Raw genomic sequence first — 14547 nt, forward strand, 5'->3', positions numbered from 1 at the left:
TTAGGGTTTTCTATAATCTTAACAACTATTTTCTTTATATTAGTTTAAATTCTTACAAAAAATCATCCTTCAACAAGGATGATTTTTCTTATTTGTCAAATACGACCAATAATAATTTCTTTATTCTCACTACTTAAAACTTACATTTCCGGAGTTATCTTTCTATTTTTCAATAGGATAGTATTTCACAAGAATTAGGTTAACCATGTTTTATAAACAAGACACTATATCTAATAGAGGTAGCACCACATCGCTATCAAGCTAACAAAACAAGATTCCCCTAAAATAAAAAAATACGCTATTCTTTCTGTAGAATCATAGGAAAGGATGGCGTGTTTGATATGAACTTATCGATTTTTGATGAATTAGAATTGTTTTCTAGTGAGTTGCAACGATATATGTCACCTGATGCTTTAGAGCAATTAGCTAGAAATGTAGGATTTGTGAAACGAAAAAGTAAATACCGTGCACAAGATTTAGTGGCTCTATGTATTTGGTTAAGCGAAAACATAGCAAACACTTCATTGACACAATTATGTAGTCGATTAGAAGCTAACACAGGCATTTCTATGAGTCCAGAAGGACTCAATCAACGCTTTAATTCTCAAGCTGTCCAGTTTTTACAACAACTCTTAGCACATTTACTTCATCAACAATTTTGTTCTTCGAGCAAGATTCCAACCTTGTATACAAACTACTTTCGACGTATTCGTGTATTGGATTCTACGCATTTTCAGATTCCGGATAAATTCACTTCTACATATCAAGGTTCAGGTGGTAGTGGTCAAAATGCTGGCGTGAAAATTCAACTAGAATATGATTTGCTAAGTGGTCAGTTTCTACATGTTCATGTAGGATCAGGAAAGCACAACGATAAAACTTATGGTTCTACTTGTTTAACATCCCTTCAACCGAACGATGTATGTATACGTGATTTAGGATACTTCGACTTAAAAGACTTACATACGATAGAAGAGTGTAATGCTTATTTTATTTCAAGATTAAAGCTCAATACACGTATATATCAGAGGAATAAAGAGCCTGAATATTTTCAAAATGGAACAATAAAAAAGCACTCTGAGTACGTCCAATTAGATATGGAGCAATTCATTGACCAATTACAGTCAGGCGAAACATATGAAATTCCTGAGATTTATATTGGAATGTATCAAAAACTTCCTGCAAGACTAATTCTGTACAAATTAACTGAAACGCAAATGAAACGTAGACAAAAGGATTTAGCATCTAAAGAACATAAGAAGCAAATTACCTATACAGAACGCAGTAAGCGGCTTAGTGCAATTAACTTTTATATTACGAATATCCCTTCGGAATATCTACTAAAGGAACAAGTATATGATTTTTACTCCTTACGATGGCAAATTGAATTGATCTTTAAAACATGGAAATCATTTTTTCGTATTCATCACTGTAATTCTGTAAAATTAGAACGTTTAGAGTGTCATTTATACGGACGATTAATAAGCATCCTTCTTTGTTCCTCCACCATGTTTCAAATGCGCCAATTACTTCTCATCAAGAAGAAACGAGAATTAAGCGAATATAAAGCGATTTATATCATAAAAGATTATTTTTCACTCATCTATCAATCTTTACAAAAAGACGCCCACGAATTAACAAAGATATTGTTTCGTCTGTTCAATCTCTTACAGAAAAACGGACGAAAATCCCATAGGTATGAGAAGAAAACAATCTTTGATATCTTAGGCGTCGTATACAACTTTTCTATGTCTCACAATCATGTAGCGTAATCTAAAAAATTGAAACCCGATAGGGTTTATTTGGTATGCAAATCTTTAAAGAAATTACACTGGATTTTTAGAAAAAAGAAAAAATCTCACGTGAAATTAAACTTATATAATCTTAGCTTGATGGGTATGTGGCGGGACCCCAGAATGGAGTCGAAAGTCTAAATACCCTTAGGTAGCTCTCATAGGTGTAAGATCTATGGGGGCTTTTATAACAAGGAAATATAAAATTTCACGTACCGTAATGTTTAATAAAAAACCAAAAACATAAAATATAGTCTACATTTAATTTTGTGCCTCATTAATTCGCTTAATGGACTCGGTCTCGTGTGTTTTGGATACTATTTCAAATAAAATGGACATTTTATTTATACTTTATCTTCAAATCTATTTCATTAAAAGGGCTCAAAATTTGAATTACCTGGAACAAATAAATATAGACCTGTACCAATATTGTTTATTTCGTCTACAATTATAAATATAAGATTAAAAACTTCCTCCAGCATTTGCCGTTTTATGACAAAATATATTGTTAACTTTTTTAAAAATGAGGTTAAATTCGTTGACAACTTTTTTGAAAAACACTGTATTGACATGAGTTTTAGAATGTTGTTTCATAGTCATTGTATTTAAAAAAATCGGCGGTCTTGTCGAAAAGTAAAAGTTAAAAAAAGAAAGAATTTATACATATATCTTGTGTCTTATTTTGAAACGTAATACAATATTTAGAGAAATGAAGGGAATAAATCCCATCGTAAATGCAACAAATTCTATTAATCTGATTTAATATGACAGCCATTCAAATCGATGGCTAGCATCAGATATGATGGAACGACAAAAAAGCTTACCATCTCCTACAACGGTAAGCTTCATAAGGTGGTGAAAAATTTGATGGATACACAAACAATTATTGCTTTATGTGCAATCTTCACTGTTGTACTAGGAATAGTTAAGTTAAACAAGTAATCCTGGTCATTCACACATCTAGTAAAAAGTAACCTTATTTTTGGCATATCAAGTCTCCTACAACTTGGTATGCTTTTTTCTTTGTTAAGTAATGTATATTAAATGTGCATTCAATATACATTGATAATTTCTAAGTTCATTATACGTTCAATGCTTCCCTTTTTTCAAGATATCAACTCAAAGTTTACAAAAGAATTTGTAAAGCGACGTAAAGCATTGTAAACAAAAATCCCTTAGTATTAGGGGTAGCAACAACATTTCGCGTATTCTGTACGTTAAGGCGAAATCTCTTGATATGGTGACCCCTACATTTATTTTTTATACCTACTTATGCCGATAAGTGGCTATTGTCTCGTCTGTTTTGGATACTATCTTATGTGAAATGGAGATAGTATTTTTATTTTGGATAGATTTCTTGCGAAATATGTACCTAGAGCCGTATTTTAATTTAAATGTGATACGATAGTTGTATATATGCATTTAGATGGTAAAAGGGGATGAGTGTTGATGAAAAACCATATAAAAGTAAATGGAAAACTCCTTCAGACAAATAAAAAGTGGTCACATCTCCGGCAAAAACAAAAAGATCATATTTCTAATTGGTTGCGTAGGGAATACATACAGTTTGTAAGAACCCATCATCGAAAACCTAAAAAATACGAGCATGATGAGATTCTTCATGAAGTGATGAATCAAATACAGGAACGTGAAATTTGGATTCCATATAGTGAAGTGAAAAAATACTATGTAAGCAAAATAGGAAAATGGTTTAGAAAAATAGAAGGTGAATGGGAAATACAAATAGACAACAATGAGATGCAGCAAGTATTAAAAGAAAAGTAAATACAAAAAGGGGGCGCATTTCATGTATAACTTACAAGAAGATATGTATGAACAATTGAAAGAGAAAAAAGGGGAAGTTACTGTATTTTTACAGAATGGCGTTCCAATACGTGGGCAGATTCTTGCAACAGATAAATTTACCGTTCTTATGATGGTTCATGGTAAGCAACAACTGGTTTACAAACAAGCAATTTCCACTATTATCAAGTAATTCTTTTTCCTTCGAGGGGAGAGGCAAATACAAAAAAAAGAAGATTGAGATCAATCTTCTTTAAAGTGAAGGAATAGATGACAGATTACTACTTCAACTTCAAATCAATTATAATTAAGTATGTAATAATGTTCAAGTCATTCGAAATTTTCTCAATTTATTTGTATTATTTTTAAATTATAATATAAGTAATTCTTTTTATTATTATATATTTGTTCTTTCCTGTTGCAGAATCCTTAAGCTATTAAGGATTCCTTTTTTGTATCTAAAATCCACAAATAAAAAGATAAGATCGGGAAACACGATCTTATCTTTTAAACATGGGGGTAAACAAAATTGATAACCATCATATTTTTATTATATACTATTTTTTGATAATTTAGAATATTAATCCCGAAATTAACAAGTACATCTATATTGAGAAATTTATTACAAAACTAGCTGTAAATGATTCAAAAAGCGAATGTAAACTTTTACCCAAAAGTTTACATTGAAAACACCTTAAACATTGACTTTTATCTAATTTCATTGATATTATAAAAATAGACAAAAAAGTATACATTCAAATCATTGAAAATAAAGGGATTGAAAAGCAGATGGATAAAAAGCAACATTTAATTGATGTACAACCAATTCGGAGCATAGAACAGCTTAATGATATGAAATGGTCACTCAAACGTCATTGTTCAGATCGTGATTACATTTTATTTCTAATTGGTATTAATACGGGGTTACGTGTAAGTGATTTACTTAAAATGGAAACGAGTGAAATTTTAAAACTGAAGCGAAAAAAACGAAAAGAATTTAAAGTGAAAGAAGGAAAGACAAAAAAGGAGCGTATCATAAATATTACATCCATTTTTGAGGAAGTATTGCCATACGCTGAAGATCTAAAAAGTACCTGGTTATTTCCTTCTCGAAAAGGTGATAAACCTATTAGTAAAATTCAAGCCTATCGACAGTTACAAAAAGCCGGGGATTTTGCCGGTGTAGAATCTTTAGGCACTCATACAATGCGTAAAACGTTTGGGTATTGGTTTTACAAGCAGACAAAGGATATTGCTATGTTACAAGAAATATTGAATCATAGTACACCACAAATTACACTACGATACATCGGTATTAATAAAGAAGAAAAAGATAATGTACTAGATACATTCCGGATTTAACTAAGATGTGGGTGTGGACTAAACGAGGATTGTATTATGATATACAATCCTCTTTTGAGGTTAGTTATAATATGCACCTGTACAACTTGGAAGACAATTACAACTATCATATTCGCTCCCATAATGACTTCTCCATTGAATTTCATTAAAAATAATTTTACTCATTTCAATCGTTGGTTCCATTATAACGAGGGTTTTTTGATAAAAATACACAAAAACCCCGAATCATGGGGCTTTTTTTAAGTGTCCATGATTCATGGGTAGAGTTCAAAGGATTAAGGATCTTTTATAATACGATGCCAACAAGCAATATAGAAGATTGGTGACGAGAATATAGACAGAAGAGGCACGTCACCTACCAAATATCTAGTATGGTACATCATGAATCCTTATTTTACAAATCATTTCCTCCCTTTTTTCGGGAGGCTGAGGGGGGAACTTGTAGGTTTTGTTGCAAAATTTAAGCTCAATTTTAAAAACCTTGCAACAGAACCATTCTTAGCGTGGGGGTTTTTCAAAAATGCTGGCGATACCCCCTGTACCCTACAGTTACTTTAAGAATTTTGCGCTTGAAACCCTAATCTTATGTATAGAACACTATTATACATAACACATTACTTTACAAAGAAAATATTGAATCATCCTCATTTTAGGATTAATGTTTATTTATACCAATTAAAGAAGCGAGGAATAATTATTAAATTATCTACTATGGAAAATAATGAAAAAAAAACAATGAATACAGGATTATTGAAAATAAAACAAAATAAAACCAAGTTTATAAGTAATGCTTCCTTAATTAAAGGATTGGACTATCCCTTAGTTTGTACTGCTGCACATTGTGTCTTTGACTGGTATAAACAATTATATGCAAATGAAGTAACCTTTATAACGAATGATAATAAAGAATATGAAATTGGAGAAATCTACATTAGTACTGAGTGGGTTAATAATGGGATAGTAGATTATGATACTGCTTTTTTGACATTAAGGGAACCGCCTGTAGAAATGGACAATTTAATCAAACCTATATTTAATAACTTATCAAAAAAACAGAATGCATTAGTACCTTACATAAGGAAAAAATTCCTCAGAAAGAAAAAAGTCGAGGTAATAAGAAATATTACTTTTGAAGACCATATATATAATTCAACATTGTTAGGTTTAAAAGGAAAGTTGGGCGTGGGTAGTTCAGGAAGTCCTTGGATAATGAAAATGGATGATGAATATTTCCAATTTTCTAATACAAGTTTGTCATTTAATAGTGTTAAAGATATAATTTGGGGACCCTATTGGGGGGAACATATAGAAAATTTATTTCTACAAGCAAATAAAAAGGTTAGTAACTTGGAAAATATAAATATTTATAAACTATAAGTATTTATAAACTATATAAGCCCTCTTTAAAAATTGATGTATCCGCATGTTGAATAAGGTTACCAATTGAGGTGATACAGTAAAATTGGTACACAGTATAGAAAGGGGGTGATATCTATGTCTAGATTTGATGTTTTATCATTGCAAAGTTTAAAAAAACATAAAAATAATGATAAGCCCGTTGGTTCAAATATTAGTGTTAATTGTAAAACCCAAAGTGGTTTAAGCCTTTTTTTCTGTGTTAGTCCTAAATAATAATTTAAATACATAAGCACAAATCAATTTAGTTAATTTGTGCTTATGTATTATATAGGGGGGTTCTAATGGATAATAGGTATATAAAGTATATAAATAAAAATCCTTACTATAGTGTTGCTGATGAAATTAGTCAAGGGTTATTAAACGTAGACTATCCATTTGATAATTATGTATTAATTGATGGTGAGCATTGGACAAACCTAATGCCCAAAAGTGCAAGACTCCCTAAACAAGGATGGAAAATTCATGTTAGTACGGATATCAGAGAATCGCAAAAAACTTTAGATATTGTTTCCAAGTTAATGATAGAAAGAAACATATCGTTTAAATATGTCAGAAGTAATAAGGAGCTAGTACTGAAGGATTCTAAATACGGAGATAGAGGTTCGTCAGGGAAGTTTATAACTATATATCCTGAAAATACTGATCAATTTATTGATTTATTGAGGTTATTAGAAATCAACTTAGCCCATTTAAAACCTGGCCCTTATATATTAAATGACAAAAGATGGTATAACTCTAATATATATTTTAGATATGGTGCTTTCATGTCTAGGTATGTATATATAGATGGCGAGAAAGTTGATGCTATAGAAAATTTAGAAGGTGAACTTATTGAAGATAAAAGAGTTCCTTACTATTACTTACCTAATTTTGTAGAAGAGCCAATAGAAATTAGAAAAATGGATGAAAAGTTGAATCAAGTTGACACCTCATCTCCTCTAGATAATTTTGATATAAATGAAGCATTGCATTTTAGTAATGGTGGTGGCGTTTATATCTGTAAAAATAAAAGTAATAATATGAAAGTCATTCTAAAAGAAGGAAGGCCTCATGCTGCAGTAGACGCTCAAGGGCAGGATGCTTTTTCTAGAATTGTTAATGAAAGCGAGATATTAGATAAATTAGAAAAGGCACAATACCCAGTTAAAAAAATAAGTTCTTTCCGTGCCTGGGAACATTATTTTATTGAAGAAGAGTATATTGAAGGTGATTCTTTATCTGAATGGCTAGTGAATAACTACCCTTTTAGTTCTAATATAAAAAATGAATCTTATACAAAGTCCTGTATAAATATCCTCAATCAACTAATTGAGTCTATACACGAACTTCATAGAAATGATATAGGTATGGGGGACTTACAACCTGCTAATATCATAATCACACCAGAAGAGCAAGTTAGATTAATTGATTTTGAAACAGCAAGTTCAACAAGCGATTCTCTTTCTGGATTAATGACCCCCGGTTTCATAGGGAATCAAGAAATGAATAAAGAACAAAGTGATTGGTTTGCATTATTAAGGATAGCAAAACAGCTATTTGTACCAATTGGTTGTGTCCAAGATATATCCTGGAATATGGACACTATTCATAGTAATTGGATTCGAGTTGTATTTGGAGAAAGAGCAAATACAACAATTGAACGTATTGAGTCATTATGTGAATTTTACGGATCACGTCCTATGGAAGAGTTACTGACTACAAATGGACATATGAAACAAAAATTTGACCTATCAGTCATGAAATTAAAACTACGTAATTCCATTTTAAAGGACGTTAAAAATGAAGAGAGGCTATTACCTGGAGACATTCGGCAATATGAAATGGAGACAGGCATGCTAAATGTGTTAACCGGTGGTTTTGGTATTGCAATGGCATTACATAGAACTGGAGGGATAAATCAGAAAGTAAAAGATTGGGTTGGAAATCAAGATATCAATAAACTTATTCAATTAGAAAATGGTTTATTCACCGGTAAGATGGGAATAGCATCGGCTTTATGGGAACTAGGTTATCAGGAGAAAGCAAAGGCTCTATTCGACTCGTTTATTGATTTTAAACACATTGAAGATATTTCTTTTGCAACAGGTTTAAGTGGAATTGGATTCGCATACTTAGGATTTAGTTACGAAGTTAATGATCCTAAATATTTAAACATTTGTCTCTATATCGGAGAATTATTAATAAACAAGTTGAATGCTGATGCACCAATTATTACTTATGATTACGATGTTGTTAATAAAGGAGTTATGACCAGTTGGGCTGGGGTTTCCCTGTATTTTACTGCACTGTATAAGAAAACAAACGATAATAAATGGTTAGTATTATCAGAACAGGCATTGGAAAAGGAACTGAAACTAGGGATATTCGATGATACTGGCTTGTATCAAATTGATGATGATTTTAGGATATTACCTTATCTTGCCGGTGGAGGAAGTGGTTTAGCTTTACCGATTGTTGAATTAGAGATAAATGCAAAATTGAAGAAATGGAATAAAGAAATTGATGGTATTAGTAAAATATCAAAAAGTAAATGCTTTTATAATGCTGGATTATTTCAGGGAACTACTGGTATTTTAGCTGTTGCAAATTTATTAGAGTTATATACCCAAAAAAGTAGTTTGGTTAACTCGGCATTATTCACGCTTAATTTACACTTATTAGAGGATGCTGATTGTATATTTGTTCCTGGTGATTCATGTTTTAGAATTTCTGGTGATATCATGTCTGGCTCTTCTGGTTTATTGTTAACGATAAATGATATTTTAGAAAGTAAGAATCATTCATGGATACCCATACTCAATTTAGAAAAAGTATTTAGTTCTTCAACTTTTAAAGAAGAATGTTTACAAAATATAGTTGAACCCCTTTCTTCTGTCGTAAGGTGACCCTTCAACCATAAGGATACTGGGATTTGTAAATAATATAGTCCAAAGAAAAACATCAGATTTACTTTAGGAATTATTTACACGGATGAGGAAATTACTTTATATAGAAGGGGGTGATAAAAATGAAAGATGTTCTTGCATTACAAAAAATGAATAAAACAAAACAAAAGGGTAAGGGCCAAAATCCAGCAAAATCAAGCATAAGTCTGGGTTGTTCCCCATCAAGTAATACTAGCTGGTTCTTCTGCTAGGCATTAAAACATCAAATTTAGAAAGAACGGAGGAGTATTAAATGAATAAAGTACTATCTTTACAAAAAGAATCTATTTCTAAAGATGTTCAACTGAAGGCGAAATCTTCTAAAAGTGTTCAATGTAAAACAAGTAGCAATGCAAGCTGGTTCTTCTGCTAAGCTTTAAAACATCAAATTTAGAAAGAACGGAGGGGTATTAGATGAATAAAGTACTATCTTTACAAAAAGAATCTATTTCTAAAGATGTTCAACTGAAGGCGAAATCTTCTAAAAGTGTTCAATGTAAAACAAGTAGCAATGCAAGCTGGTTCTTCTGCTAAACATTGAAACATCAAATACTTGTTTCTGCATAAAGACAATAGAGTTTGATCAATCAAACTTTATTGTCTTAATTTAATGAGGTGAATATAAATGAATGCATATAAAGTGCTCCTTCTAGCAATTAACGATAGAAGAAAAAAGTTACTTCTAAGTACGATAATAATTGTATCAATTTTATTTACAGTAGCATCCCTAGTATTTCCACTTTTAGTGAAAGATATTGTCGATGAATTTTCAGTTAATAAGATCAGTCTATGGATGATTGGGGGGTTGGTATTATTTCTAATAACAAAGTCTATAATTGAATCAGTAAATCAGTATATAATAGCTAAATTTGGTAACATGATAATCCGTGATTTACAAAAAAATATATATACTAAGATGCTCCATTTCAAAGTTGACTTTTTTGATGAGTACCATAGTGGTGAATTATCCAGTAGAATTGTTAATGATACGGAAATTATAAAGGATCTAATAACGTACCACATCCCTAAATTAGTTACAGGTGTTATTATGATACTTGGTGGATTAGCATTAACAATTATCTTAGATTGGAAATTAACGATTGTTATACTAATAATTTCCCCATTTATATTTGGTATCATCTTTCCTCTTATGAGAAAGACGGAACAAACGGGGGATAGACAACAAAAGGAAATTTCTGTTTTTATTGCAAAAACTCAAGAGACTTTTAAAAATATAAAAATGGTGAAAGCTTCTACAGCAGAAAAGCATGAAAAGTCAATAATGTATAAGTGTATTGACAGGCTGTATAATGCAAACTTATATGAAAGTAAAATTTTCGCCATGGTAGCACCTTTAGTGAGCCTTTTACTTATTCTAGGTTTATTAATAGTGGTGGGGTATGGAGCTTATAGAATATCAGTAGGAACTTTATCTATCAGTACATTAATTGCGTTCGTAATTTATGCATTTCAAATGATGACCCCAATGAGCTCAATTAGTGGGTTTATTGGAGAGTACCACAAAGCAAACGGTGCTATCAAGAGTTTAAATACTATAATGAATAATAATGAAATTGAACAAACTAGCAATACTAAATATGCATTTCAAAACGAGATATCCTTTAAACAAGTTAACTTTGGATATAAAGATAACTTGATTCTAAAAAATATTACTTTCAATATAAAACGCGGAGAAGCTTTAACTATTATTGGGCCGTCTGGATCCGGAAAAACAACTTTAATTAACTTATTGGAGAAGTTTTACTTTCCAACAAATGGTGAAATAACGATAGATAATATAAATATCAATCAATTGAATACTTATGAGTTGCGAAAAAACATAGGTATAGTAAGTCAAGGTTCCTCATTAATTAGTGGTACTATTTTGGAAAATTTGCTGTATGGTCTTGATGAAAAGCATATTGATGAATCTAATATAAGAGAAGCTTTAAGATATGCAAATTTAGAAGAATTTGTTGAAAAGCAAAAAGATAAACTTGATACGAACATAGGCGAGAGTGGTGATAAATTATCAGGGGGGGAAAAACAAAGGTTGAATATAGCTAGGTTATTCTTAAAAAACCCGGATATAATTTTGTTAGATGAACCTACATCTAATCTAGATGTAGAATCCAGAAATTTAGTCTTAGAGTCCATAAAGACACTTACAAAGGAGAAGACAGTAATTAAAGTAACTCATAATTTAGAAGAAGTAAAACCGGATGATAATATATTATTCCTTGAAGATGGAGAGATTGTATGCAAAGGCTCACATGAAAGAGTTAGTGAAATAAATAAAAGATATAAAGAGTTTATATCTACAGTAATGTAATAAGTGGTTCTAGTATGGAAAACCAATATGTATTTAAATAGAAACAGCATCAGACTGATAGTGTTTTTACTTGAATAAGTTTTGATTTTCCATACCCCTCACGTTCTTTTTTTCAGTACGAGTATTAGTATGTCTAATGTTCAAAGATTTGTTATATGTTCCTTATAATTCTCTTTTAAGTAAAAAAACAAAAATGATTTGTTTTTTTACTTAAAAGGGAATTGTTGACTTTTTTCCCAATTAACTTTATACTATTATTAGAATATTTAAATAAGACTTAATTAAAAATGCTGGTGATAAAGTATGAATGCTCAGTTTAAAAAAGGGGTACTTGAGTTAATAGTCTTATTGATAATAAATAAACGGGATGAATATGGATATGCATTAGTAAAAAAAATATCGAGTAAAATTGTCATATCTGAAGGCACTGTTTATCCAATATTAAGAAGACTAGTCAAAGAAAAACATCTAACTACCTATCATCAAGAATCAACAGAAGGACCATTTAGAAAATACTACACAATCACAAAGGAGGGGATTGATAAACTTGAAGATTTGAAATTTGAATGGAATGAGTTTTTCCTAATAATTAATTGCTTTATCGAGGAGAATGATAAACTTGAACCAGAAGGATTTTTTGAAATTACTCAAAAATAGTTTGAAGTTTATGCCTGAAAAAGAAAAAAAAGATATAATAGATGAATATATTATCCACTTTACTGAGGGAAAACATGCAAATAAAAGTGAAGAGGAGATCTCTAAAGAATTAGGAAATCCTGTAGAGATTGCTAAAGAATTAAATGCTATTTATTCTATTAAGAAGGTTGACGAGCATAAAAACATTAAAAATATGCTTATAGCACTGTTGTCAATTATGGGATTAAGTTTAATAAATTGTATTATTATTATAATAAGTTTATTTGCACTGATAATATTGACACCATTTATATTAGCTTATATCATCAGTGTCCCTATCATGATCCTGTCTCCATTGATTTTAATTATAATGGGATTTGTTAATGGATTTAGTATAATTGGAGTTGGAGAAGTTTTCGATTCTATAAAAGGGCTTATCTTAGGTTCTTTTTTAGCATTCCTAGGGTATTATATAGGGAAGTCTTTTTTTAGACTATTCATTAAATACTTGAGATGGAATACGTTAATTGCCAGGGGGAATAAACTATGATGAGAAAGATTTTTTATAGCGCTTTCATTCTTTTTATATTAAGCGCATGTTCACAAGGGGAAAAGGAAAATGTTGATACTACAAAAGATGAAATTCCTCCTATGCAGAACGTAGAGATTCCTAGTAATATTTTTACCTCTGAAAAACAAAATAGAATAATAGACGAAGAAGAAATAAAATCAAGTATAAAAACATACTTGGATAGCTATGAAGAGTTATCTAATGCTAGTGAACCATTTCAAGAGATTATAGACGAAGAAAAAAAATTACAAGGAAATGAATTAGAGGAATTAGACAAAATTTCCAAGCTTCTAAAAGAAAATGATAAAAATTTTTCTAACTATATTTTAAATAATACATTGCCTGAAAGCTATCAAGAAGAATCTAAAAGAATTAGCCAGTACATCACAGGTGTAAATGAGACCCTTTATAAACTAGATGAAAGACTTGATCATTTTATAGATGACGTAAGTAACGGAGATCTTCCAAAGGAACCAATAATTGATCAAGTCGATGTAGTGAATGGAAGGGAACAGAAAAAAATAGAAAATTTCCTTAATAAGAACAATATTGATACTAAAGCATTTGGAGGGTAATGTTCTTTAGTTCAAGAACTTATAGGGGTCACGCGACCCAAAAAAGAAAATTGTACGGTAAGGAATATTTTTACATAAAAAATATATTCAAAGTGAAAAAATTAAAGAAGCTAAAAAACCTTTAATATTAACAGACTATCCTATATCCGATATAAGTAATTCCCTTAATTTTAGTACTCAAAGTTACTTTACTAAAATCTTCAATTGTTATACAAGTTTTACCCCTCTACAATATCGAAAGCAAAACGAAGGAAGGCTTTCTGTGTTTTAAATGGTAGAGATTGAAAGAGGGGAGATGAAAAAACAACACCTACAGTATTGGTAGGTGTTGTTTTTTGTTCATTACCTTATATTTTATAAGTTTTTTTCTAGCCAAGTATCAATTTTTTGTTATTTTTTCGTAGTTCTTACTAGGCGCAATTAAGTCGTAAGAAATTAAAAGTGAATTCATGGAATTGGTTTCTACTATCGAATTTTATGTTGCAAGGAATACCTTAACGTTCGATCGATTTTTGGTAAAAGAATAATTTCACCTACATATTAATTGAATTAATATAACTTAATCATAATAAAATGAAGTGTTCACATAGTGGATGCTCTTTTCTTTTCTATATATAATTTATATAATAAATGAGAAATTAACTAAGCATACCATTGAATACTGTAACTCATCGTGCCTCATACATTGATTCATAACTAAAATATTTTAAACAAATGTTTGTTTAATTCTCCTACACCATATTTCTTCATCACATAAATAAAAAATAAGAATACCCCATTTACATATATTCAAGAATTATAGTTAGTTATAACGTAAAATTCATTTTCTTATAGTTAATTAATCTTAAATATAAATATATATCTTTCTGTAAGAATGCACCATTCTTCTCTATTTACCTATACCTATATTTTTTATAATTTATTATGGGATAGATATTGATTTAAAGTGTTTTGTACGAAATGAACAATTGGTGTTTTTAGTAATTGACAGCCAATTGCAATATCTTATTTCCTTAATTCACATAATTTTCAAATATAAAAAGTATATATGTTAAGATTTGGTATATAATAAAATTAACCCGTGGTTATAGTGTTTGCTCCGATTCAAATTATGAGATAGTTTGTTTTAACT

At 30.2% G+C, this 14547-nt stretch carries 15 protein-coding genes; all 15 read left to right on the forward strand.

The features are described from left to right. Positions 1 to 341 precede the first annotated feature (341 nt). The gene (locus NSQ08_RS28530; protein ID WP_340780503.1) at positions 342 to 1772 is read left to right on the forward strand and encodes an IS4 family transposase; all 1431 of its coding nucleotides are present in this window, start codon (positions 342 to 344) and stop codon (positions 1770 to 1772) included. Positions 1773 to 3242: 1470 nt separating this feature from the next. After that, the gene (locus NSQ08_RS28535; RefSeq protein ID WP_340780504.1) at positions 3243 to 3578 is read left to right on the forward strand and encodes a transposase; all 336 of its coding nucleotides are present in this window, start codon (positions 3243 to 3245) and stop codon (positions 3576 to 3578) included. Positions 3579 to 3600: 22 nt separating this feature from the next. Next, positions 3601 to 3789: an RNA chaperone Hfq gene (gene hfq / locus NSQ08_RS28540; RefSeq protein ID WP_070144224.1), complete on the forward strand. Its 189-nt coding sequence runs from the start codon at positions 3601 to 3603 to the stop codon at positions 3787 to 3789. A 596-nt stretch (positions 3790 to 4385) separates the two neighbouring features. After that, positions 4386 to 4958, forward strand: coding sequence for a tyrosine-type recombinase/integrase (locus tag NSQ08_RS28545; RefSeq protein WP_002205059.1), 573 nt, complete (start codon positions 4386 to 4388; stop codon positions 4956 to 4958). A gap of 735 nt (positions 4959 to 5693) precedes the next feature. Next, positions 5694 to 6335, forward strand: coding sequence for a trypsin-like serine peptidase (locus tag NSQ08_RS28550; protein WP_340780505.1), 642 nt, complete (start codon positions 5694 to 5696; stop codon positions 6333 to 6335). A 117-nt stretch (positions 6336 to 6452) separates the two neighbouring features. Then, positions 6453 to 6590 (forward strand): class III lanthipeptide, encoded by a 138-nt coding sequence (locus NSQ08_RS28555; RefSeq protein ID WP_193654372.1) that lies wholly within the window; start codon positions 6453 to 6455, stop codon positions 6588 to 6590. Positions 6591 to 6658: 68 nt separating this feature from the next. Beyond that, a complete protein-coding gene (gene lanKC, locus NSQ08_RS28560) occupies positions 6659 to 9262 on the forward strand; it encodes a class III lanthionine synthetase LanKC (protein WP_340780506.1) in 2604 nt (867 codons plus the stop codon). Positions 9263 to 9384: 122 nt separating this feature from the next. Further along, entirely contained in the window at positions 9385 to 9513 is a 129-nt protein-coding gene (locus NSQ08_RS28565) for a class III lanthipeptide (protein WP_189340009.1), read from the forward strand. 41 nt (positions 9514 to 9554) lie between these two features. Beyond that, positions 9555 to 9674: a class III lanthipeptide gene (locus NSQ08_RS28570; protein WP_189340010.1), complete on the forward strand. Its 120-nt coding sequence runs from the start codon at positions 9555 to 9557 to the stop codon at positions 9672 to 9674. A 41-nt stretch (positions 9675 to 9715) separates the two neighbouring features. Then, entirely contained in the window at positions 9716 to 9835 is a 120-nt protein-coding gene (locus NSQ08_RS28575; RefSeq protein WP_189340010.1) for a class III lanthipeptide, read from the forward strand. 91 nt (positions 9836 to 9926) lie between these two features. After that, on the forward strand, positions 9927 to 11633 hold the full coding sequence (locus NSQ08_RS28580) for an ABC transporter ATP-binding protein (RefSeq protein ID WP_193654036.1): 1707 nt from the start codon (positions 9927 to 9929) through the stop codon (positions 11631 to 11633). Positions 11634 to 11936: 303 nt separating this feature from the next. Continuing rightward, positions 11937 to 12290, forward strand: a complete 354-nt coding sequence (locus NSQ08_RS28585; RefSeq protein WP_193654035.1) for a PadR family transcriptional regulator — start codon at positions 11937 to 11939, stop codon at positions 12288 to 12290. Further along, positions 12244 to 12819 carry an HAAS signaling domain-containing protein gene (locus NSQ08_RS28590; RefSeq protein ID WP_340780507.1) on the forward strand — a complete coding sequence of 192 codons (576 nt, stop codon included), beginning with the start codon at positions 12244 to 12246 and terminating at the stop codon, positions 12817 to 12819. The genes NSQ08_RS28585 and NSQ08_RS28590 overlap by 47 nt, the downstream gene beginning before the upstream one ends. Next, complete coding sequence (locus tag NSQ08_RS28595) at positions 12816 to 13415, forward strand: NDxxF motif lipoprotein (protein ID WP_340780508.1); 600 nt, start codon at positions 12816 to 12818, stop codon at positions 13413 to 13415. The genes NSQ08_RS28590 and NSQ08_RS28595 overlap by 4 nt, the downstream gene beginning before the upstream one ends. 85 nt (positions 13416 to 13500) lie before the next feature. After that, positions 13501 to 13686, forward strand: a complete 186-nt coding sequence (locus NSQ08_RS28600) for a helix-turn-helix domain-containing protein (RefSeq protein ID WP_340780556.1) — start codon at positions 13501 to 13503, stop codon at positions 13684 to 13686. Positions 13687 to 14547: the final 861 nt, after the last annotated feature.

This window comes from Bacillus sp. FSL E2-8887, from assembly GCF_038007205.1.
Classification (GTDB): Bacteria; Bacillota; Bacilli; order Bacillales; family Bacillaceae_G; genus Bacillus_A; species Bacillus_A mycoides.

Bases quoted from the DNA above. Each gene is read 5' to 3' on its own strand.
- NSQ08_RS28530 (WP_340780503.1), top strand. From the start codon at position 342: ATGAACTTATCGATTTTTGATGAATTAGAATTGTTTTCTAGTGAGTTG.
- NSQ08_RS28535 (WP_340780504.1), top strand. From the start codon at position 3,243: ATGAAAAACCATATAAAAGTAAATGGAAAACTCCTTCAGACAAATAAA.
- hfq (WP_070144224.1), top strand. From the start codon at position 3,601: ATGTATAACTTACAAGAAGATATGTATGAACAATTGAAAGAGAAAAAA.
- NSQ08_RS28545 (WP_002205059.1), top strand. From the start codon at position 4,386: ATGGATAAAAAGCAACATTTAATTGATGTACAACCAATTCGGAGCATA.
- NSQ08_RS28550 (WP_340780505.1), top strand. From the start codon at position 5,694: ATGAATACAGGATTATTGAAAATAAAACAAAATAAAACCAAGTTTATA.
- NSQ08_RS28555 (WP_193654372.1), top strand. From the start codon at position 6,453: ATGTCTAGATTTGATGTTTTATCATTGCAAAGTTTAAAAAAACATAAA.
- lanKC (WP_340780506.1), top strand. From the start codon at position 6,659: ATGGATAATAGGTATATAAAGTATATAAATAAAAATCCTTACTATAGT.
- NSQ08_RS28565 (WP_189340009.1), top strand. From the start codon at position 9,385: ATGAAAGATGTTCTTGCATTACAAAAAATGAATAAAACAAAACAAAAG.
- NSQ08_RS28570 (WP_189340010.1), top strand. From the start codon at position 9,555: ATGAATAAAGTACTATCTTTACAAAAAGAATCTATTTCTAAAGATGTT.
- NSQ08_RS28575 (WP_189340010.1), top strand. From the start codon at position 9,716: ATGAATAAAGTACTATCTTTACAAAAAGAATCTATTTCTAAAGATGTT.
- NSQ08_RS28580 (WP_193654036.1), top strand. From the start codon at position 9,927: ATGAATGCATATAAAGTGCTCCTTCTAGCAATTAACGATAGAAGAAAA.
- NSQ08_RS28585 (WP_193654035.1), top strand. From the start codon at position 11,937: ATGAATGCTCAGTTTAAAAAAGGGGTACTTGAGTTAATAGTCTTATTG.
- NSQ08_RS28590 (WP_340780507.1), top strand. From the start codon at position 12,244: ATGATAAACTTGAACCAGAAGGATTTTTTGAAATTACTCAAAAATAGT.
- NSQ08_RS28595 (WP_340780508.1), top strand. From the start codon at position 12,816: ATGATGAGAAAGATTTTTTATAGCGCTTTCATTCTTTTTATATTAAGC.